Source organism: Bradyrhizobium icense (assembly GCF_001693385.1).
In the GTDB taxonomy this organism is placed as follows: Bacteria; Pseudomonadota; Alphaproteobacteria; order Rhizobiales; family Xanthobacteraceae; genus Bradyrhizobium; species Bradyrhizobium icense.
Map to the genome: position 1 here is coordinate 3,713,186 of NZ_CP016428.1, position 20,302 is coordinate 3,733,487.

Consider the following 20,302-nt stretch of genomic DNA (forward strand, 5'->3'; position numbering starts at 1 on the left):
TTGGACCTCATGCCGCCTTGTAGGCGGGATTGACGAGATTGAGCGGCTGTTCGCCGCGCAGGATACGAAGCATTTCCTCGGCCGAGCCGACCGCCATCGCGCGGCCGCTGGTGGCGGTGATCCCTGCGGTGTGCGGCGTCAGCAGCAGGTTCGGACAATCGAACAGGGAATCGTTCGACGGCAATGGTTGCACGTCGAAGACGTCGAGAGCAGCGCCGCCGATCTTCTGTGATCGCAAGGCGTCGATGAGGGCTGGTGTCTCGATCACTGCTCCGCGCGAGACATTCACCAGCACGGCGGTGGGCCGCATCCGGCCGATCAGGTCGCGGCTGACCATCCCGCGGGTTTCGTCGGTCAGCCCGCAGCACACCGCAATTGCATCGCTGCGTGTGAACAGGTCCTCGAGCGAGACTTCCTTGATGCCCGCCGGCAGCGCCCCCTTGCGGCGGGAGGTGCCGAGCACCGTCATCCCGAAGCCGTCGCGGGCGATATTAGCAATGCGGCGGCCGATCGTACCGACCCCGAGGATGCCGAGCGCCGATCCGCTCAACTCGATCAGGCTATCGGCCGCCGGGCGCGCGGCGTTCCAGCCGTCGCTGCGCAAGCTTTTGTCCAGACGGTAGAGCGGCCGGCGCAGATGCATCAGCGCCGACATCACATATTCGGCCACCGCGCTGGTATTGCTTCCGGGCAGATTGGCCACCGCAATGCCGCGCGCTGTGGCGGCATCGACCGGGATGAAGTCGAGGCCGACGCCGTGGCGGACGATGCCCTTCAGGCGCGGCGCATGATCGACGATGTCGTCCGGCAGTTTGGCGCGCACGATGATGCCATTGGCGTCCTTGGCCCATTCGCGCAGGGTTTCCGGTCGAGCATCGGGCGGAACGATCAGCCTGACATGCGGCGCGAGGATCGCTTCGCCGTCGGGATGCATCGCATTGGTCAGCAGGACGATCGGTTGGTCAGGCATCTGGCGCGGGTCCCTCGATGACAGAATTTTGCAATCGGCCAAGGCCTTCGACCTCGACTTCGACGGTCGAGCCCGGCTTGAGCCAGGCCGGCGGCTTGTGCAGGGCGGCGACGCCGGCCGGTGTGCCTGTTGCGATGACGTCGCCAGGCTCAAGGACCTGCAGCCCGGACAAGTAGGAGACGAGATCGGCAACGTCGAACAGCATGTCCCGCGTCGACCCGGACTGCAGCACACGGCCGTCGACTTTCAGCGACACCGCGAGCGCGTGAGGGGCCTTCACTTCGTCGCGCGATGCGAGATACGGCCCGAACGGCCCAAATGTCGCAAAATTCTTGCCGCGATTGAAATGGCCGTCTGCCTTGATGATCTCGCTGGCGCTGATGTCGTTGAAGCAGCCATAGGCGACGACGTGATCGAGCGCCCGGTCCTTGCTGACCTTCTCGGCGCGAGTCCCGATCACGGCGGCAAGTTCGGCCTCATAGGTGACGCCGCCGATTCCCGCCGGCAGGACGATCGCCTGTCCGTTCCCGGTAATCGTTCGCAGCGCTTTCATGAACAGCACGGGTTTTTCCGGTGGCGCCATGCCGCGTTCGGCCAGCGCGTCGCGGTAGTTATGCGCAATGCCGAAGATACGTCGCGGCTCGGGCAGGGGCGCCGTGAGTGTGACGGAGGTGATCGGAAGCTTTGCGTCCTCCGTCAGGCCATGCGTGCCGATGCTTTCGACGACGCCGGGAAGACCACTCTCGATCAAGGCCAGCATTTTCGGCGCGGCGCCGCGCAGCGCCTTGCGCATCGACGGATGGGCGAGATCGACGATCCGGTCGTTCTTGCCGGCGCCGTCCCCGAGCAGCACACCGGCGCGGACAAAACCCTGCTCGCTGAAGCTGACAAATTTCATGATGGGGCTACCGGTTCAGGCGACGCGATAGCGGTCGATCACGCGGCGATCGATCTCGATGCCGAGGCCGGCGCCGGTCGGGACCGCAATCGTGCCCTTGACCTGGTGGATCGGCTCTGTGGCCAGATGATCGCGGAACGGATTTTCCTCCTGCTCGAACTCCAGCATCGGCGGCATTGGAAACAGGCTCGGCGGTTGGTTCGGTATAGACGCCAGGAAGTGGATGGTAGCGGCGAGGCCGACCGCGGAGCCCCACGCATGCGGCACGCATTCCACGCCATGCGTCGACGCCAGCGCCGCGATCTTCTTGCATTCGGTGATGCCGCCCGCCGCGCAGACGTCAGGCTGTACGATATCCATCGCCTTGCGCAGGATGGCGTCGCGAAAACCCCAGCGGGTGAATTCGTTCTCGCCGCCCGCCACCGCCATGTCGAGCGCCCGCGACACCGCGACATAACCGTCGATGTCCTCCGGCGAGATCGGCTCCTCGAACCACTCGATGTCCAGTTCTTCCAGCTTGCGGCCAAGCCGGATCGCGGCGGGCACGGTGAAGCAATGGTTGGAATCGACCATCAGCTTAACGTTCGGGCCGATGGCATCGCGCACAGCCTTGACGCGATCGAAATCGCGCTTGATCGAGCCGAGGCCGATCTTCATCTTGATCGCCTTGAAGCCTTGCCTGACATAGCCCGATGCTTCCTCGACGGCCTCGTCGACCAGCCGGTCCATGTCGGTGAAGTAGAGTCCGGTGGCGTAGGCATCGACTTCGGTGCGGAACGCGCCGCCGATCAGTTTGTGAACCGGCTTGTTGCAGGCCTTGCCGACGATGTCCCACAGCGCGATGTCGATGCCACTGATGGCGGCGATCGACATGCCCTTCGGGCCGTAGTCCTTGATCCGGTTATAGAGGTCTTCCCAGATCACCTCGACGTCGAATGGGTCACGGCCGATCACGCGCGGCGTCAGCTGGGTGTCGATGAAGGCCTTGGCGACGGCGGAGGGGCCGTAGCATTCGCCCCAGCCAGTGATGCCGTCGTCGGTCTCGATCTCGACCAGGCAGGTGCCGCGGGTTTTGTAGAGCCAGCCGCGCGAGGAGGTGAACGGTCGCTGCACCGGCGCTGCAACGACGTGACAGGTGATTTTCTTGATGGGCAAGCGCGTGGCCTTTTGTCTGGAATGCAGGGAACGGGAGGGCGGCGATGTCGCCGCTTATTCTTTCTGGTCCTTCGGGAAGACCTGCGCTGCCACCGTGCCGAGCGCGGCGGCGACGCTGTCGACTTCCTTGGTCAGGCCGTCGCCGGTGAGGTCGTCGACGAGGAACGCGTTCTTCTTGGAAAATTCCTTGAAACGCGGATCCTGGATCGCGGCGCGGAAGGCGGTGATCAGCTTGGTCCTGACATCGGCGGGCAGGCCGGCCGGCGCGACCACATAGGCCATCTGGACCACAGGGCCGAAGGGAAAGACGTCGTATCCCCGATCCTTGAAGGTCGGTACATCCGGAAACATCTCCAGCCGCTCATTGGCGAAGACGCCGATCGGCTTGAGCAGGCCTTCCTGAATTTGCCCGAGCGTTTCCGACGGCTTGAGCACGCCTGATGCGACGTGTCCGCCGAGCAGGTCGGCAACCACCTTCGATCCGCCGGTGTAGGGCACGTTGACATAGTTGACGCCGGCGGCGCGCGCCGTCATCGACGCGAAAATGTGGTTGAGGTTGTAGCTGCCGGGCGTGCCGACCGTCACCTTGTCGGGATTGTCCTTCATCAGCTTGATGAAATCGTCGAGCGATTTCTGCTCGGACTTGGTCGGCACCAGCAACATCAGCGGATCGGTCGAGACGCGGGCGATGTGGGTGAATTGCGCATTGGTAAGCGGCGTCTTGCCCTGCGCGATCAACGCCAGCGTCGAGCTTGTACCCATGCCGATCGTGTAGCCATCGGGGGCTGCGGTCGCCACCCGGCGCATGCCGATCGTGCCGGTGGCGCCGGCTACGTTCTCGATCACGAGTTTGATGCCGTGCTCGCGCAGGATCGGATCGAGGGCCCGGATCGCGACATCGTTCGAGCCGCCGGCATTCCAAGGCACGATGAAAGTGACGTCCCGCGCCGGATAGGTGGATTGCGCCTGGCTGGCGCTGAGCTGTAGGGCGGCGATGGCGCACGCCAGAATAATCGAGGTCGGCTTGAGCATTGTTGTTTCCTCCCGTTTTGTTGTTTGTTATAACAAACAACATGGGTGGGTCAATAGACCGTCCTTGCGAGGGAATTTGCGCCATGTCGCGCGCTGAGATAGCGAGCGTCCAATGACGACGGCATTGAAACGAATCGAACGTGAGCCTCTGTGGGATCTCGCGCATGCGCAGTTGCGCGATGCGCTGCTGGCCGGACGTTTCGAGCCCGGCAAGGTCTTGACCTTGCGTTGGCTAGCCGAAAGCTTTGGGACGTCGATTACGCCGGTACGCGACGCCGTCACCCGGCTGGTCGCGCAGGGCGTATTGCAGCAGGGGCCGCGCAATTCGGCGATCGTGCCGAACCTGTCACGCAAGGAGCTTGCAGATCTGACGGTGGTACGCTGCGCGCTCGAAGGACGCGCGGCGCGGGAAGCCGCGTTGCAACGGCATGACGACGCCACGCTGCGCCGCCTTGAAGAGCGGCTTGCAACAATGCAGTCGTTGATTCAGGCGCGTAAGCTCGAAAGCTATCTCGAGCATCACCGGAAATTCCATTTCGGGATTTACGCGATGTCGGGCATCCCGCTGATGGTCGAGACCATTGAGAACATGTGGTTGCGCTGCGGCCCGGTGCTGTCCTTTGTGATCCCCGAATATGTCGTTCTGCTAAAAGGGTGGGATCATCACACCGCGGCGCTGAAGGCGATCATGGTGGGTGATGCCGATGGCGCGGAGCGTGAGATTATCGCCGACATTAGCGAGGCCGCGCATTATCTTGCCGGCCTTGCAGATTCGACGGGGCAATTGAAGCGCCCCTCCGGCTAGTCACCTCGTGGCTGGGCTTAGGCTACAAGTCGGCGCGTGCAGCCCCGTTGCAGGTTTTTCAACAACGAACCCAGCCTTCGAGGCTGCTTCCTATTTGGAAGCGACTAACAGGTCATTGATATTGCTAGAGGGTGCTTTTGGCGCTTTTTCCAAGTGCGCCTTGAAATCGTTGAATAATCAAGCTGACTTTGATTCTGCTGTACAGCTTCTTCTCCGCGTCCGAGCACTTGGATAACAGGCGACGCAAGAAGTACTATGGTCGCGCGACGAATGCCCATTTTCGGCCGGATAAGCCCAGGGATGCGACTGGCGAGTCATTGATTGTTCTCAACCCGTGGCCGCCTCTTGATCAGCGGGTCCCAGGTTCGAGTCTTGGTGCGCCCACCATCGCGAAAGCGTTCTCCTTCGCTGAACTACGCGAAAGGTGGCCGAGGACAAAACGGTTCTCGTGCAACGTTTTTTGTGGCCGGACGTCGTACGGCCAGGCTGCTGTGCGACTTTTCCTTTGTTTCTGTATCTTCACCCCATTCGATACAGCGCGCAGATCCGATGGTACAGGTCGATTACGTGCTCGTCGTAGAAGGATATTTGGGCGTGCAAAGCGGACAATCTGTTCTGCCCGTCGCCGCAGGGTAGCGCTTGCTGCAGAACCAAACTGGATTGTTCGGGTCGGGGGTTCGATTCGCTCTCCCGCGCGACGATTTCTCTCACTCGGCTACGATCAGGCGTGATGAGCCGTAGTTGAGGAAGTTACGTATACGTACCTAATGTCACTCGATCGCCTGCCAGCGACGCGATCAGTCGGCGCCCCAGCCAGGTTGCGTTCCGCCAACAGAGTTGATTCAATCGCGATGGGCCAAGGCAAAGAAAGCCGGATTGATCGTCAACAGGAGCCTGCTTTGGCCCGCCGGGCGCATGCCGTGCGCTGTGGCGTGCTGCCTCGAATTATGACATTCTAAGCGAAGTCAAGCATCCGAGGGGAATCCGCCATGTGCAACTTGTTCGCGCGACAACCTCAACGCAACTACGAATCGCAGACCCGTTCGCTGCGGATCGAAGGTCACTGTACATCGATCCGTCTCGAACTCGCATTTTGGGACACTCTGGAAGAGATTGCGGCAAAGGAGAGGATGAGTCTTGCCAAATTTCTTACTGCCCTCCACAGCGAGGTTCTCGAACATCACGGTGAGGTCAACAATTTTACCTCGCTGTTGCGATGCTGCTGTCTCATCTACCGCTCCAGCAATGATGGCGCGAAAATGGATTCCGTTACTCCGATGTCAGTTTTGCGGAGCAGCCGACCGGAGCGCCTGCTATCCACGTTGGAGCGCAAGCAGCATGCAGAAGACGCGGCTCTGTCAGTCGTTAAGTGACAGAGCTTCCGCGCTTAGTCGCATCTAGATCTCTTTCTTCTGCATCGTGGCGGCTATATAGTCCGCCTGCCGGATTGCCAGCGATACGATCGTCAGCGTCGGATTGCAGGCGGCGCCGCTGGTGAACTGGCTGCCGTCGGACACGAACAGGTTCTTTATGTCGTGGGCCTGGCCGAATTTGTTCACCACGCCATCCCGCGCCTTCTCGCTCATCCGGTTGGTACCGAGATTGTGCGTGCTTGGATAGGGCGGCGTCGGATAGGTCACGGTGGCGCCGACCGCCTCGTAGACCGCGGCGCCCCGCTTGTAGGCGTGCTCACGCATCGCGATGTCGTTGGGGTGGTCGTCGAAATGAACGCTTGCCACCGGCATGCCGAACTTGTCCTTGGCCTTCGGATCCAGCGTGATGCGGTTGGTTTCCTGCGGCATGTCCTCGCCGACCAGCCACATGCCGGCCATGCGCGGATAGGACTCCATCGCGCTGGTGAAGGAGCGTCCCCAGGCGCCGGGGTTGAGGAATGCCGCCATGAAGGGCACACCGATCGACAGCGTCTCCATCTCATAGCCGCCGACGAAGCCGCGTTTGGGGTCGTTCTTGGCTTCATCGCGGATGATGCCGGCCATGGTGGTGCCGCGATACATGTGAACCGACTTCTCGAACGCCGCGTATACGCTGCCGGTCATGTGCCGCATATAGTTGCGGCCGACCTGGCCGGACGAGTTGGCAAGGCCGTTCGGGAACATATTCGAGGCACTGTTGAGCAATAGCCGCGGGCTTTCGATCGAGTTACCCGCGACCGCCACGACACGCGCCTTCTGGCGTTGCATTGCCCCGCTCTGGTCGGCATAGACGACGCCGGTCACCTTGCCGGACGCGTCGTGCTCGATCTTGATCACCATGCTGTTGGGACGCACCTCGAGATTGCCGGTCGCCTCGCCCGCGGGAATTTCGGTATAGAGCGTCGACCATTTCGCACCCGACTTGCAGCCCTGGAAGCAGAATCCGATCTGCTGGCAGGCTCCGCGTCCATCGCGCGGCTCGCTGTTGATCGCCATGTTGCCGGTGTGCACGGACTTGTAGCCGAGCTTCTTGGCGCCGGCTTCCAGCACCTTGAAATTGTTGTTGCCGGGTAGCCCCGCAATGCCGTTGGTGCGGGTGACGCCCATCTTGTCCTCGGCCTTGGCGTAGTAAGGCTCCATTTCGGCGAGCGTGATCGGCCAATCCAGCAAGTTGGCGCCGGGAATGTTGCCGTAGGTGCTCTTGACCTTGAACTCGTGCTCGTCGAAGCGCAGCGAGGCGCCGGCCCAGTGCGTTGTCGAACCGCCGACCGCCTTCACGATCCACGCCGGTAGGTTCGGAAAATCTTTGGCGACACGCCAGCTTCCCGATGTGGTGCGCATGTCGGACCAGGCGAGCTGGGTAAAGCTCTCCCATTCGTCGTTGACGAAGTCCTGCATCTCGATACGCGACCCGGCCTCAAGGACCACGACCTTGACGCCTTTTTGCGCAAGCTCGTTGCCGAGCGTTCCGCCGCCCGCACCGGAGCCGACGATCACGACCACGCCGCTGTCATTCAGATCGAATTTTGCCATGTGGGTTTCCTCCCTTACTATTCGTTGCCGGTGGCGCTTTAAGCCTTCGGGAGCCAATCGATGTCGGCAAAGCCGCGTTTGATGTAGCCGCCGTGCTCGGCGGAGGAACCTTCGTAACCGAACTTCGGCCAGACCTCTTTCTGGTTGTAGAGGGAGACGACGAGGTCACCGCGAACCTTCTGGAAGAACGGGGTCTGTTCGATCTGCTGCAGCAGCGCGACGCGTTCGCTCTCCCATTGCACCTGGGCGTAGGGAACTTTGTGACGGTCGTTGGCCGCCTTATCGAGTTGGGTGACGCCATCGGAGATCAGCGACTTGATCGCGGGATCCTTGGCGGCCTTGCCGTCCCACGGTTTGATCGCCGTGATGTAGTAGCTGTCGCCCAGGAAGTCGTGCGGATATATATCGCGCGCGACCTTCACCAGCGTCTTCAGCGTCGCCGGCGTCAGCGTGGTGGCATCGTTGGCCCAGGCGTCGCTGACGCTCAGGCCCGCGCTGGTAGCGATCGCGACGGCTGGCACCGCCGTGGCCGCGCCCTTCAGGAAGACGCGACGGTCATATTTGCTTCGACGATCGACTTCTCTCATGGCTGTGTCCTCCATTGAACGTTTTTTTGATTGCGATTAACCGAACCGGCCGCCTCGCTGGATCACTTCGATCTTGTAGCCGTCGGGATCGGAGACGAAGAAGAAGCGCGCTAGCGTCCTGCCGTCGTGCTTGAAGTCGCGCAGCGGCCCGGGCGCCAGATCTTCGCGAGCAAATCTGACGTGTTCGGCGTCGACATCATCGACCACGACGGCAAGATGGCCGTAGCCGTCGCCAAGCGAATAGGGCTCCTTGCGATCAAAATTGACAGTGAGTTCGACCTCGAAGGGCGAGGAGGGATGACGCAGATAGATCAACGCGAAATCCGCAAACTTGAGATAATCTGCAACCTTGAGCCCGAAGGCTCGCGCGTAGAAGTCGAGCGATTTCGCCTCGTCGAACACGCGGATCATCGAGTGAACGGGTTTGGCCATTCAGTTGAGCTCCTTGAGATAGGCGATGATGGCGGCACGGGTCTCGGGCTTCGGCTGGCGATAGGCCATCACGGAGCCGGGAATCATCCCCTGCGGATTGGCCAGGTAGGCGTCGAGCCTGGCGTCGTCCCAGACGAAGTCCGCCTTCCCGAAACCTGACGAGTAATGGAAGCCATACGCCTGGCCCGCCTGCCTGCCGACGACCTTGAACAGTGACGGTCCTTGCCGGACCGGATCGGATTGATTTGTGGTGTGACAGGTCGCGCATTGTTGCTTGAACAGCGTCGCGCCATCGGGTGGCTTGGCTGAGGGCAGTGGCATCTGCGCGCCGGCCGCATTTGCGACAAATACGGCACTGCAAAGTCCGGCTGCCATTGTCTTTATCGAGTCCAGCTTGGCCATCGATCCTCCCTGACGAGGACTCTAGATGACCGCAATCCATGTTTGGTAGTAACGGGTTGTTTCATTGCGAATGAACGACAAACTTTGACGGCGCACCGCAGGATTGCCGCTGTCGCGTTTTGGAGAATGGCTGTTTGTGCCGCGCAACAACCCACTGGCACGAAAAATGCTGAGGCTCGATCGCCGATGGCGAACCGAAGTTCGCCGGGAGACGGAGGAGATGATGAGAGCCCAAGTATTGAGAGCGTATGACGAGAAGCTTTCCGACGATCAGTGGGTCAGCGAAGAAAAAGTACCCGACCCCAAGCTGACCAAATCGACTGACGTCATCGTTCGCATCGGGGGTGCGGGCGTATGCAGGACCGATCTTCATATCATCGAAGGCGTCTGGAAGCCCCATATGGATCCAACCGGCGATAAACTGCTACCCATCATCATGGGACACGAGAATGCCGGCTGGGTCGAAGAGATTGGCAAGGAAGTCGAAGGACTTAAGAAGGGGGATCCCGTAATCGTTCACCCGAAGATCACCGGCGGCACCTGTCTCGCCTGTCGCCGTGGCTTCGATATGCACGGTCCCGGTACATTTCCGGGTCTTGATTGCAACGGCGGCTATGCAGAATTCCTTTGCACCTCGGAACGCAACATCGTTCCGCTGCCGCGGACACTCGCGCCAAAGGATGTCGCGCCTTACGCGGATGCGGGTCTCACGGCCTATCGCGCAATCAAGAAAGCCACCCGCCACCTTTTGCCCGGCGAATATTGCGTCGTCATCGGCGCGGGGGGATTGGGCCACATTGGAATCCAGTGTCTCAAGGCGATGTGTGCGGCCGACGTTATTGTGGTCGACAAGTCCGATGCGTCGCTGAAACTGGCCGAAAAATCGGGCGCCGACCATCTGGTGAAAGCCGACGGAAACGAAGTGACAGTCGTTCTGGAATTGACAGCCGGAAACGGCGCGGAAGCGGTGATCGATTTTGTCGGCGAGAAGGGCACGACATCCAAGGGGCTGGCGATGACCCGCCCGATGGGCAGTTACTACGTTGTTGGCTACGGTGAGGACATCCGTGTCCCGACCGTCGACATGGTGATTACCGAGAAAAACATTATCGGCAACCTGGTCGGCACATGGGCTGAGCTAACGGAGTTGATGGCCCTTGCGGATCGGGGCTTGGTTGAACTCGCAACCGCCGAGTATCGTCTCGCTGATGCGAACAGAGCGTTGCACGATCTCAATGCCGGCAAGATCCATGGGCGCGCTGTTTTGATTCCTTGAGCCAGAACTACGTAATCCATCGCGAGTATTTGCTCGCGATGGATTTGGCATGTTCCTATCGTTATGCCGGTGCGGTCACTTTTGCTGAAGACCTTCTAAAGGCCTCCGCGGCAGCGCGAAGCAGCGGTCCGATCAGGTAAGTCCCTAGCAGACTGCTTACATTGCGGTACAACGCCGAGGCCCGAACTACATGCTCACGCGGGTCGCATAGAGTCTCATTTTGCATAATTGTCGCAATTTGCGTCGCGACTGTTCTCAGATCGATTTTTGCGATCGCACCATTGCTCAGCTTTGTCGGAAGCCGATCCCGGAAGAAGTCCGTAGCGGTCTGGCACGCCCATTGCACGTCTCCTGTGCAAGGTATCCGCCGGCGAGACACGTCGATAGCGGCCAAAAAAAGAGCCGCTTCGCTTTGAGGTGAACATCAGGCCCGATCTCTAGCGTCTGGTGTCCATACACGCCGCGAGACTTGGCACGCCACTACCATTGCGGACGACGCACCTCGCGCGCGTAAACGCGGCGCTATGGGCAAGAAAAGCGCGGCGGAACCATACACGTAATGCGTACAGGAGGCCAAAATGCGCAAGAACTCCCAAGGTATTCACCAGGGCACAGCGAGATGCTGCGCCATCTGCGGCGGAAAGTTCGGGCTTGTTCGCTACTACTGCTGGCGAACGGCGCTTTGCTCCAAGAGGTGTGTCGACCGGTTTAGAGCACGCCTGGAGGCTGACCATAAATGGCTCCGCTGGTTGCGAGCCGCTTAGACTGTTTCCGCGATTACCAAGCGGCATTGTACTCCTTCGCATTGGGAGGTGCCACATGAGGTTCGTTCTGGTGAATGGCAGGACACCCTGCCCAAAGACCTACTGTCTATTTTGCTGTGAGCCAATTCACGCAGGCTACCTGAGAGAGATCAGCACCAGGTTGCCCTTCTGCGATAATGATTGTTACGTCCTTTCCTCGGATAGCCGGATCTCGAAAATAGGGCAGCCGAAGCCGTCGACGTTTGCGGAGGACTACCGCTAGTTCGAGCGCCTCTCCTTCCAGACGTATACCAGCGATCAGCGGCCAATCACCAACTCCAGTACCTGGGCGGTGATTTATTGCGACGCAAAAGTTGCATTGCAAACTGACGCGCAAGCGTCGCTGAGATTCTCATTTTGCAATTTCCGTCGCAATTTGCATCTCGGTCGGTCGCACGCCCGGAGTTGCGACGTCTCCGCCTTCGCTCATTTCCGAGCTCATCCAATCAGAAATCACTTGGCGAGCCCCCTTGGAGGAGCTGGCACGCCCATTGCAGAGCTACTTGGCACAAGAACGCTGACGTCCGTCTGGGGCGAGCCGCGAAAAGAACGAGGGAAGGGGATGGCCGAGTCGAGGGCGCATCATGTGCGGGATGAAGCAATTGCGATCGGAGGCCGCTGGTGCCGAGGATCGCTCGTGATCACCCCGCAGTGCTCCACAGTCATCCTGAGACCCTTGCCGATATCAAACTTCCGGTCGTGCAAACGGCCGTGAGGTTGCCCGTGACGCGCGGGTAAGCACTGCCTGGTCCTTCGAGGTCCTGGGCAGGCGGAATATCGATGTGGTTTCTGACCCGATCAGGAGGATTGACTAGATGTCTGGAACTTTAACACTCAACAAGATCACCGCCCAGCGCGGCATTTCCGTCGGCGACGCTGCCAAGAAGATCGCCGATCTTGGATGGAATCCGTCCTACATTCAGGAAGCGATGACCTTCCCGACCGACTACAAGATCACCAAGGCGCCAAAGGATCCGATGAAGCAGGTCCTGCGGTCCTACTTCCCGATGCAGGAGGAGAAGGACAACCGGGTCTACGGCGCACTCGATGCGGCGCTACGCGGCGACATGTTCCGCAACGTCGAGCCGCGCTGGGTCGAATGGATGAAGCTGTTTCTGGCGATCATCCCGTTCCCGGAAATCTCCGCCGCACGTTCGATGGCAATGGTCGCTCGCCTTGCACCCGGCGAAGACCTGCGCACTGGGTTCACTATGCAGATGGTCGACGAATTCCGTCATTCGACCATCCAGATGAACCTCAAGAAGTGGTACATGGAGAACTACATCGATCCAGCCGGCTTCGACATCACCGAGGAGGCGTTCGGCAAGTGCTACGCCACCACCATCGGCCGTCAGTTCGGCGAAGGGTTCATCACCGGTGATGCCGTCACGTCGGCGAACGTCTACCTGACGGTGGTCGCCGAGACGGCGTTCACCAACACGCTGTTCGTCGCTATGCCCTCGGAAGCGGCCCGCAATGGCGACTACGCGCTGCCGACCGTCTTCCTCTCCGTGCAGTCGGACGAGAGCCGCCACATCGGCAACGGCCACTCGATGCTGATGTCGATGCTGAAGGAGCCGGAAAACCACCTGCTGCTCGAGCGCGACATGCGGTATGCCTTCTGGCAAAACCACGGCATTGTTGACGCGGCAATCGGTACATTCATCGAGTACGGCACTACAAACCGCGACAAGACCAAAGAGTCCTATGCGGAGATGTGGCACCGCTGGATCTTCGAGGACTATTATCGGACTTATATGCTGCCGCTCGAAAAGTACGGCATCAAAATTCATCATGACGACGTTCAGACCGCCTGGAAACGGCTGACCGAAAAATTCTACGTCCACAAGGTCGCGCAGTTCTTCGCGGTCGGCTGGTCGGCGAACTTCTGGCGCATCGAGGCTCAGACCGACAAGGACTTCGAGTGGTTCGAGCATAAGTATCCAGGCTGGTATGCCCAATTCGGCGACTTCTGGAAATGGTACGAGAAGCTGTCGCATCGCGGCCAGACCAATATTCTGTTCAACAGCGATGTTGGCTACGCTTATCCGCATCGTTGCTGGTCCAGCCTGGTGCCATGTCTCATTCGTGAGGACATCGTCACCGACGAAATCGACGGCAAGCTGTATACCTTCGCCCATGAGCTCGATCGCTGGACCGCGGTCGAAGCTTTTGCGGGCGAGTATCAGGGGCGACCGACTCCGGCAATGGGGCGGTTCAGCGGCCGCCGCGAGTGGGAAAGCGTCTACCACAATGTGGATATCGCCGACGCCATCAAGGATCTCGGCTTTGTGCGCACTGACGGCAAGACCCTGGTCGCCCAGCCGCACCTGCGCTTCGACGAGAAGGAAATGTGGACGCTCGACGATGTCCGCGGCCACATTCTGAAGAGCCCGCTGCTCACGCTGCGGGAGATGAGCCCGGCCGAGCGCGAAGCGCACCTCGCCGACTATCGCAAGGGATTCACTATCAATCCCTGCAACTAAGTGCGACGGGGAAGGAGCCGGCCCCGGCTGGCTCCTTCCCATCACCCCCCGGAAGATCTCCAAGCCTTGGTTTGAGGAGGCCCTCATGGGCGCGCCCGCTAATGTCGTTCGCCTGCATCCGGTAGGCATAGAATTCGAAGTCGAGGAGAACGAAACCGTTCTCGACGCCGCCTTTCGCCAGGGCATTGCCTTGCCGCACGGGTGCAAGGAAGGTCAATGCTCGGCCTGCAAATGTGTCCTCACCGAAGGCGATGTGGAGTTGAAGAAATACTCGACCTTCGCTCTCAACGAGATGGAGCGTGGCCAGGACTACATCCTGCTGTGCCGAACCTTGGCGTACTCGGATCTCGAGGTTGAGCTTCTCAACTATGACGAGGAGGTGCTGTCGAAATCGATTCCCGTCAAGGATTTCGAGGGCACGGTTACGGGCGTCTCCGCATTGACCCACGACATCCGACGCCTGGAAATCTCGCTGGAGCAACCTCTGAAGTTCTGGGCGGGCCAATATGTCGACATCACGCTCGCGAGGACAGAGACGATTACGCGCTCGTTTTCCATGGCAAATTCGCCGGGCGAAAGCCAAAAGCTCGCATTCATCATCAAGAAGTATCCGAACGGGCGATTCTCCTCCCGGCTCGACGGCGACCTCGCCGTCGGAACCAGAGTTGGGATCAAAGGACCCTACGGCACCTGCTTCCGGCGGGAAAACAGAGACGGACCCATGATCCTGGTCGGTGGTGGATCGGGGATGTCGCCGCTTTGGTCGATCCTGCACGATCACATCAGTTCCGGTGAAGTGCGACCGGTGCACTTCTTCTACGGCGCCCGCACGCAAAACGATCTCTTCTACCTCGATCATTTCGCGGAAATCGCTGCCAACCATGCGGACTTTACCTTCGTGCCGGTCCTCTCCCATGCCGCCGACGATGCGGCCTGGAGCGGAGAAAAAGGCTTCGTGCACGAAGTGGTCGGAGCCCATCTGCGCAAGTTGGGCTGCGGCGAAGACGTCGACGTCTATGCCTGCGGGCCATCTCCGATGATCGAGGCGCTGACGCCGGTGCTGCAGATGAACGATGTCGATTCAGATCGGGTCTTCTTCGACAAATTCACACCAGCCAACAGCTGAGACGTTCTAAGTGCGGATCTAGCAAGCGTAAGGCCACCAATGGGAGGAGGAAGACTATGACTGCCGTTCCAAGTGTTTCAGTGGGATCCGGTGCAGCAGGTGCTGCGGTGTTTCCGGATTCGGACAGCCGCAGATACCGGTATTTCGAGCCGCGCAGCAAGCGGGCGACGCATTATGAGGATGTGACTGTCGATGTGCAGCCGGATCCTGAGCGCTATCTGCTGCAGGATTGGATCATTTCCTTCCCGAACGGGAAGGGCGCCTACACCAAGGACAACACGGCCGCCTTGAGCTCGAACTGGCATGCCTTCCGTGCTCCGGACCAGGAGTGGGAGCGCACCCATTACCAGCGCCAATCCAAGATCGAGGCAATGGTTCAAGCGGTCATCGCCAACGGCCGCAAGTCCGGGGCGCCGAAAGCCTTTGCAAAGGCCTGGATCAAGATTCTGCAAACCCACCTCGGCGCGTGGAAGCATGCCGAATTTGGGCTCGGTACGTCGTTGATGCAGGCGCAGCGCTACGGCTACACCCAGATGATCAACAACGCGACCCTGACCAACTCGTCCTACAAGCTTCGTCTGGCGCAAGACATCACGCTCTATCTCGCCGAGCTCGGAATGGATATTTCCGGCTTCGATGATACGGCGGGCAAGCGTGCGTGGCTCGAAGACAAGGGCTGGCAAGGCACTCGTGAGGCTGTCGAATCGATCATGGGCTCGGCGGACTACCTCGAGCAGTATTTCGCCACCAATATCGTGTTCGAGCCGCTCGTCGGCGAACTGTTTCGCAGCGGCTTCCTGATGCAGGTAGCGTCGTCGAACGGTGACTTCATCACGCCGCCGGTCGTTTCGGCCGCTGAAGCCGACTATGAGCGCAATCTCGCGAACACGATCGACCTGATGCATCTGCTGGTGACCGATAATCAGCATGCCGCCCACAACAAGAAGCTGTTCCAGGGGTGGGTGAACAAGCACGTGGCGCTCGCGAACAAGGCGGCCGCCGGCCTGCAACCGATCTGGTCACAGCCGCATTCAAAACCGGTGCAGTACGCCGACGCCAGAGCGCAGTCGGTCGAACGCACCAAGAAGATCCTCGGCGAGCTCGGCCTCGTCCTTCCCAAGGAGTAAATTGCAATGTCCGTTGCTTCCAGATCTGCGACCAACCAGAACATCTTTCAGAAGATGGGAGACATCGTTTTCGACCGGACGATTTCTCACCAGTGCGGCGTCACCATGAACGACAGCGTTGAAGCTCGCGCTATCGCCGAGTTCATGGGGAAGAAGCCGAATGTGACCGTTACCTATCAGCCGGCCCTGATCCGCATCGACGGCGAAGGCAAGCTGATCTTCAAGATGGATGAAATCAGCGACATCCTCGGAAAAGAGATGACGGCCGAGATCTTCGAGGTGAATACTTCGACCCACTACGGCCGAATGGTTCGCATCGACGACAATACGGTGACGTTGTTCGGCAACATGGACGAAGTCTTCGAATATATCGAGTGAGTCTCCCTGACTGGGTGGGGCCACATCCCCGGCGGCTGTGGCCCCACCGCTTCTCGCAGTTTCCTCGCGCAGCCACGGCGCATGGATTGATCGAATAGAGCTAACCAAAACTCCTGGAGACCATCATGTTTATCACACCCACCGGCGAGGAAGTTTTCGTTATCGACGGTCACACCCATTTCTGGGACGGCAGTCCGGCGAACCAGCTTAATATCCACGGCAAACAGTTCATTGATTGCTTCTACGCCTACCACACCTCGCTCAGCCCGAAAGACAAGCTCTGGCCCAAGGATCAGTTCGAGAAATACAGTGCCGAGCAGATGTATCAGGACCTCTTCGTCGATGGTCCCGACGACATGGCCGTTGTGCAGTCGACCTATCTGACGGAGTTCTACAAGAATGGCTTCAATACCATCGACCGCAATGCCGAAATGGCGAAGCAGTACAAGGATCGCTTCATTGTCAACGGCGCCTTCGACCCCCGCGATGGAGAACGGGCGCTTGAGTACATTCACTATATGAAGGAGACGTTCGGCATCAAGGGCGTCAAGCTCTATACCGCCGAGTGGAAGGGAGAATCGCGCGGCTGGAAGCTGACTGATCCCAACGCCTATCGTTGCTTCGAGCTCTGCCAAAAGCTCGGTATCACGAACATCCATGTCCACAAGGGGCCGACGATCATCCCGCTGGATAAGGACGCATTCGATGTTCACGATGTCGATCATGCAGCCACCGACTTCCAGGGCCTGAACTTCATCATCGAGCATTGCGGCCTGCCGCGGCTGGACGATTTCTGCTGGATCGCCGTGCAAGAGACCAACGTCTATGGTGGTCTCGCTGTAGCGTTGCCGTTCATCCACGGACGTCCGCGCTATTTCGCCGAAGTGATCAGCGAATTGCTGTTCTGGGTCGGCGAAGACAAGATCCTGTTCGGCAGCGACTACGCCATATGGACGCCCCGCTGGCTGGTCGAGAAGTTTTGGAACTTCGAGCTTCCGGAGGATCTGAAGCAGGAGCACGGCGTCGATCTCACGCCACAGGCAAAGAAGAAGATTTTGGGCCTCAACGCCGCACGTCTGTACGGCGTGGATGTCGAGGCGCAGAAACGGAAACTCGCGGGACAAGTGCGCGCGACCGCGGCGGAGTAACGATCATGGACGCGGTTCTCGTGCATCAGGACCGAAAGACCAGCGAGGTGTGGAAGCGCCTCGCGTTGGTCACGGATCCCGAGCTGGATGAGTCGGTAACCGATCTCGGATTTATCGAGTTTGTCTCCGTCGACAGCGATGACGGAGTCGACATCATCTTCAGGCTGCCGACCTATTGGTGCTCTGCGAATTTTGCGTTCCTTATGGCGGATGGCATGCGTCGTGCGGTGTTGTCCTTGCCCTGGGTCCGTCAGGTGCGTCCGCGGCTTCGGGATCACATGGTCGCCGAAGAGATCAATCGTGGAGTCTCCGAGGGCAAGTCGTTTGGCGACGCGCTCAAGGACTTCGCGTCCGGCGGGTCGCTGGACGAAGTGCGGGAGAAGTTTCGCCGCAAGGCATTCGAGCGACGCCAGGAGGTCATGATACTGGCGTTGCGCGGGGTGGGTTACGAGGATGGAGCGATCTGCCGGATGGACCTGGGCACCTACGATCTGATCGACTTCGGCTCGAAGGAAGTTGCGCGCCAAAAACCGCGATATCGCGAGCTTCTGGTTGAACGACGCCTTGCCGTGCGGCCCGGCGACCGCGCCTTCGTCACTTACGAGGGCCATCCCATCAAGCGCCATGAATTCGCGTCGTATATGCAGCGGTTACGGGGAGTACGCATCAATATGGAGTTCAATAGCTCACTGTGTAGAGGCCTTCTTGCTGCCCGGTATGGCGAACTCGATGGAGGCGTTGCGGAACGGTTGCCTGTTAACGCAGCGCCGTGCGGAGGCTGCGCCAGTGGCTGCGCCGTGCGATCCGGTGGGTCGCCTGCGACCACTGAGAAGCATTCCGCTGCGCTCGCATGAGGTCGCATTGACCGGCTCATTGCCTGCCAGTGCCAACAACCGGAGCGATCAGCAAGTCCGCCCGACCAGACAACCAAGAGACCACCGCGTGGGGAGTGAAACGCAATGCCGAAAGTTCTGTTGCATAACATTGAAGCCCGCCGCGCTCTTGCGCGCGGGGTCCAGAAGCTTGCCGCTGCGGTTGAATCGACGCTCGGCCCCAAGGGCATGAACGCGATGGTCGACAGGCCGATCGGCACGCCCATCGTGTCACGCGATGGCGTCACCATCGCTTCCGAAATCGAATTGCCTGACCGTTTCGAGAACATGGGCGCTCAGGTAGTGCGCGAAGTCTCTATGCAGACCAACGAAGTCGCCGGCGACGGTACAACAACCGCGATGGTGCTCGCAAACGGCCTCATTCAAGGCGGCGTTGCGGCCCTCGAGCGCGGCGCCAAGGCCGTTGATCTCTGCAAGGGCATTGACCGGGCCGTCGAGGTCGTTGTCGAGACTCTGAAGAGTTCGGCAATTGCCGTATCGGACCGCAAGACGCTCCAGGCAGTGGCGACGATTGCGTCGACCGACTCCCATCTTGGCGGTCTGATCGCCGAGGCGGTGGAGCGTGTCGGCAAGGACGGAATCATCAGTTCTGAATACGGGCTGACGACCAGCACGACGCTCGAGGTCGTCGAAGGCATGTCGTTCGACCGCGGTTACATTTCTCACCACATGGTGACGGATGTCGAAAAGATGGAAGTGGTGCTGGATCAGCCCTACATTCTTCTGACCGATCTAAAGATCAGGGCGCCGAGCGAGCTGGCGGCGGTGCGCACGGCGGTCGCGGCCACCGGGCGACCGCTCGTGATTGTCGCTGAAGAGATCGCACCCGAAGTCGTCGTCACGCTGCTTGGCGATGGTAACCGCGGCAAGGTCCTCGTGGTCAATCCGCCCGACTATGGCCACTGGCGCAAGGCGATGATGGACGATCTCGCCATCATCACCGGCGGGCGGGTGATCGCCCGCGAGCTTGGTGGCAAGCTGGAGGAGGTTGGCCTTGCCGATCTCGGCACCGCGCGGCAGGTTCGGGCCAGTGCGCGCGAAACGGTGATCATTCGCGGCGGCGGCGACGACGCGGCGATCGCAGCGCGGCGCCAACAGGTGGCCAAGCAACACGATCTGGCACCGCCGAATATCGAACAGGACAAGCTCAAGGAGCGGTTGGCGAAGCTGTCAGGCGGGACTGCCGTGATCTTTGCGGGCGGCGTCACGCCGGTCGAGCAGAAACGGACGATTCAGCTGATCGACGATGCGCTCAGCGCGGCGCGTGCCGCAGCCGAGGAAGGCATTGTGCCGGGTGGCGGCACGGCATTGGCGCAGTGCGCGCCGGTGGTGGCTCGCGCGCTCGGTAACATCAATGGCGACCTGGGCGAGGGCATCAAGTTAGTGCGCGAAACCCTGTCCCGTCCCGCTGCTTTCATTGCCCGGAATGCGGGTCATGATGCCGAGAAGGTCGTGGCCGACCTGCAGCGCGCGCCGGCGGGAGTCGGATTCGACGCTGCTAATGGTAAGTTCATCGACATGGTTTCGGCCGGCATCATCGACCCAGTTCGGGTGACATATACCGCGCTTCGAAACGCGGCTTCCGTCGCCACGCTGGTGCTGACGACCAACACGCTGGTTGCCGATGTGCCGGAGTACATCGACCCGACACAGGGACCGGCACTGGGCGGCGGGGCAGAGAAGCTTGGGCGCGCGTGAGGCATACGCTGTCCGTGTTCCGCGGCGCCGTCTAAGGATCCGGCGATCGGGATATCGTGGCAAAATAGGCGGATCGGTCGCAAGTCTGACCGCGAAGCAACCGGCGAACGGGACGGTCCG

The 20,302-nt window shown here is 60.2% G+C and carries 18 protein-coding genes; 10 read left to right on the forward strand and 8 right to left on the reverse strand.

What is annotated here, in order from left to right:
- Positions 1 to 7 precede the first annotated feature (7 nt).
- The 4 genes from LMTR13_RS17455 to LMTR13_RS17470 are packed head-to-tail and all read right to left on the reverse strand — an operon-like array spanning position 8 to position 4,055.
- A complete protein-coding gene (locus LMTR13_RS17455; RefSeq protein WP_065728922.1) occupies positions 8 to 970 on the reverse strand; it encodes a hydroxyacid dehydrogenase in 963 nt (320 codons plus the stop codon).
- Entirely contained in the window at positions 963 to 1,868 is a 906-nt protein-coding gene (locus LMTR13_RS17460; protein ID WP_065728923.1) for a fumarylacetoacetate hydrolase family protein, read from the reverse strand. The genes LMTR13_RS17455 and LMTR13_RS17460 overlap by 8 nt, the downstream gene beginning before the upstream one ends.
- Before the next feature lie 15 nt (positions 1,869 to 1,883).
- Complete coding sequence (locus LMTR13_RS17465) at positions 1,884 to 3,023, reverse strand: mandelate racemase/muconate lactonizing enzyme family protein (RefSeq protein ID WP_065728924.1); 1,140 nt, start codon at positions 3,021 to 3,023, stop codon at positions 1,884 to 1,886.
- Between the two features lie 54 nt (positions 3,024 to 3,077).
- Positions 3,078 to 4,055 carry a Bug family tripartite tricarboxylate transporter substrate binding protein gene (locus LMTR13_RS17470; RefSeq protein ID WP_065728925.1) on the reverse strand — a complete coding sequence of 326 codons (978 nt, stop codon included), beginning with the start codon at positions 4,053 to 4,055 and terminating at the stop codon, positions 3,078 to 3,080.
- Between the two features lie 112 nt (positions 4,056 to 4,167).
- Between LMTR13_RS17470 and LMTR13_RS17475 the strand changes: the two genes are divergently transcribed.
- The gene (locus LMTR13_RS17475; RefSeq protein ID WP_236843415.1) at positions 4,168 to 4,860 is read left to right on the forward strand and encodes a GntR family transcriptional regulator; all 693 of its coding nucleotides are present in this window, start codon (positions 4,168 to 4,170) and stop codon (positions 4,858 to 4,860) included.
- Between the two features lie 989 nt (positions 4,861 to 5,849).
- Positions 5,850 to 6,233: a ribbon-helix-helix domain-containing protein gene (locus LMTR13_RS39365; RefSeq protein WP_083219079.1), complete on the forward strand. Its 384-nt coding sequence runs from the start codon at positions 5,850 to 5,852 to the stop codon at positions 6,231 to 6,233.
- A gap of 24 nt (positions 6,234 to 6,257) precedes the next feature.
- Here the strand turns inward: LMTR13_RS39365 and LMTR13_RS17485 are convergent, their stop codons facing one another.
- From LMTR13_RS17485 to LMTR13_RS17500, 4 genes are read right to left on the reverse strand one after another with little or no spacing between them, the layout of a single operon-like run.
- The gene (locus tag LMTR13_RS17485; protein WP_065728926.1) at positions 6,258 to 7,826 is read right to left on the reverse strand and encodes a GMC family oxidoreductase; all 1,569 of its coding nucleotides are present in this window, start codon (positions 7,824 to 7,826) and stop codon (positions 6,258 to 6,260) included.
- 38 nt (positions 7,827 to 7,864) lie between these two features.
- Positions 7,865 to 8,413: a Twin-arginine translocation pathway signal gene (locus tag LMTR13_RS17490; RefSeq protein ID WP_065732765.1), complete on the reverse strand. Its 549-nt coding sequence runs from the start codon at positions 8,411 to 8,413 to the stop codon at positions 7,865 to 7,867.
- A 36-nt stretch (positions 8,414 to 8,449) separates the two neighbouring features.
- The gene (locus LMTR13_RS17495; protein WP_065728927.1) at positions 8,450 to 8,845 is read right to left on the reverse strand and encodes a VOC family protein; all 396 of its coding nucleotides are present in this window, start codon (positions 8,843 to 8,845) and stop codon (positions 8,450 to 8,452) included.
- Entirely contained in the window at positions 8,846 to 9,166 is a 321-nt protein-coding gene (locus tag LMTR13_RS17500; protein WP_065732766.1) for a c-type cytochrome, read from the reverse strand.
- Between the two features lie 304 nt (positions 9,167 to 9,470).
- Between LMTR13_RS17500 and LMTR13_RS17505 the strand changes: the two genes are divergently transcribed.
- The 8 genes from LMTR13_RS17505 to groEL all read left to right on the forward strand — a co-directional run bounded on the left by LMTR13_RS17505 (position 9,471) and on the right by groEL (position 20,182).
- Positions 9,471 to 10,523 carry an NAD(P)-dependent alcohol dehydrogenase gene (locus LMTR13_RS17505; RefSeq protein WP_065732767.1) on the forward strand — a complete coding sequence of 351 codons (1,053 nt, stop codon included), beginning with the start codon at positions 9,471 to 9,473 and terminating at the stop codon, positions 10,521 to 10,523.
- A gap of 1,618 nt (positions 10,524 to 12,141) precedes the next feature.
- On the forward strand, positions 12,142 to 13,812 hold the full coding sequence (locus tag LMTR13_RS17510; RefSeq protein ID WP_065728928.1) for an aromatic/alkene/methane monooxygenase hydroxylase/oxygenase subunit alpha: 1,671 nt from the start codon (positions 12,142 to 12,144) through the stop codon (positions 13,810 to 13,812).
- Positions 13,813 to 13,897: 85 nt separating this feature from the next.
- A complete protein-coding gene (locus LMTR13_RS17515; protein ID WP_065728929.1) occupies positions 13,898 to 14,938 on the forward strand; it encodes a 2Fe-2S iron-sulfur cluster-binding protein in 1,041 nt (346 codons plus the stop codon).
- 56 nt (positions 14,939 to 14,994) lie between these two features.
- Complete coding sequence (locus tag LMTR13_RS17520) at positions 14,995 to 16,065, forward strand: aromatic/alkene monooxygenase hydroxylase subunit beta (RefSeq protein ID WP_065728930.1); 1,071 nt, start codon at positions 14,995 to 14,997, stop codon at positions 16,063 to 16,065.
- A 6-nt stretch (positions 16,066 to 16,071) separates the two neighbouring features.
- The gene (locus tag LMTR13_RS17525; RefSeq protein WP_065728931.1) at positions 16,072 to 16,443 is read left to right on the forward strand and encodes an MmoB/DmpM family protein; all 372 of its coding nucleotides are present in this window, start codon (positions 16,072 to 16,074) and stop codon (positions 16,441 to 16,443) included.
- Positions 16,444 to 16,568: 125 nt separating this feature from the next.
- Positions 16,569 to 17,591, forward strand: a complete 1,023-nt coding sequence (locus LMTR13_RS17530; RefSeq protein WP_065728932.1) for an amidohydrolase family protein — start codon at positions 16,569 to 16,571, stop codon at positions 17,589 to 17,591.
- Between the two features lie 5 nt (positions 17,592 to 17,596).
- A complete protein-coding gene (locus tag LMTR13_RS17535) occupies positions 17,597 to 18,445 on the forward strand; it encodes an iron-sulfur cluster assembly protein (RefSeq protein WP_065728933.1) in 849 nt (282 codons plus the stop codon).
- A gap of 105 nt (positions 18,446 to 18,550) precedes the next feature.
- Entirely contained in the window at positions 18,551 to 20,182 is a 1,632-nt protein-coding gene (gene groEL / locus LMTR13_RS17540; protein ID WP_065728934.1) for a molecular chaperone GroEL, read from the forward strand.
- Positions 20,183 to 20,302 lie beyond the last annotated feature (120 nt).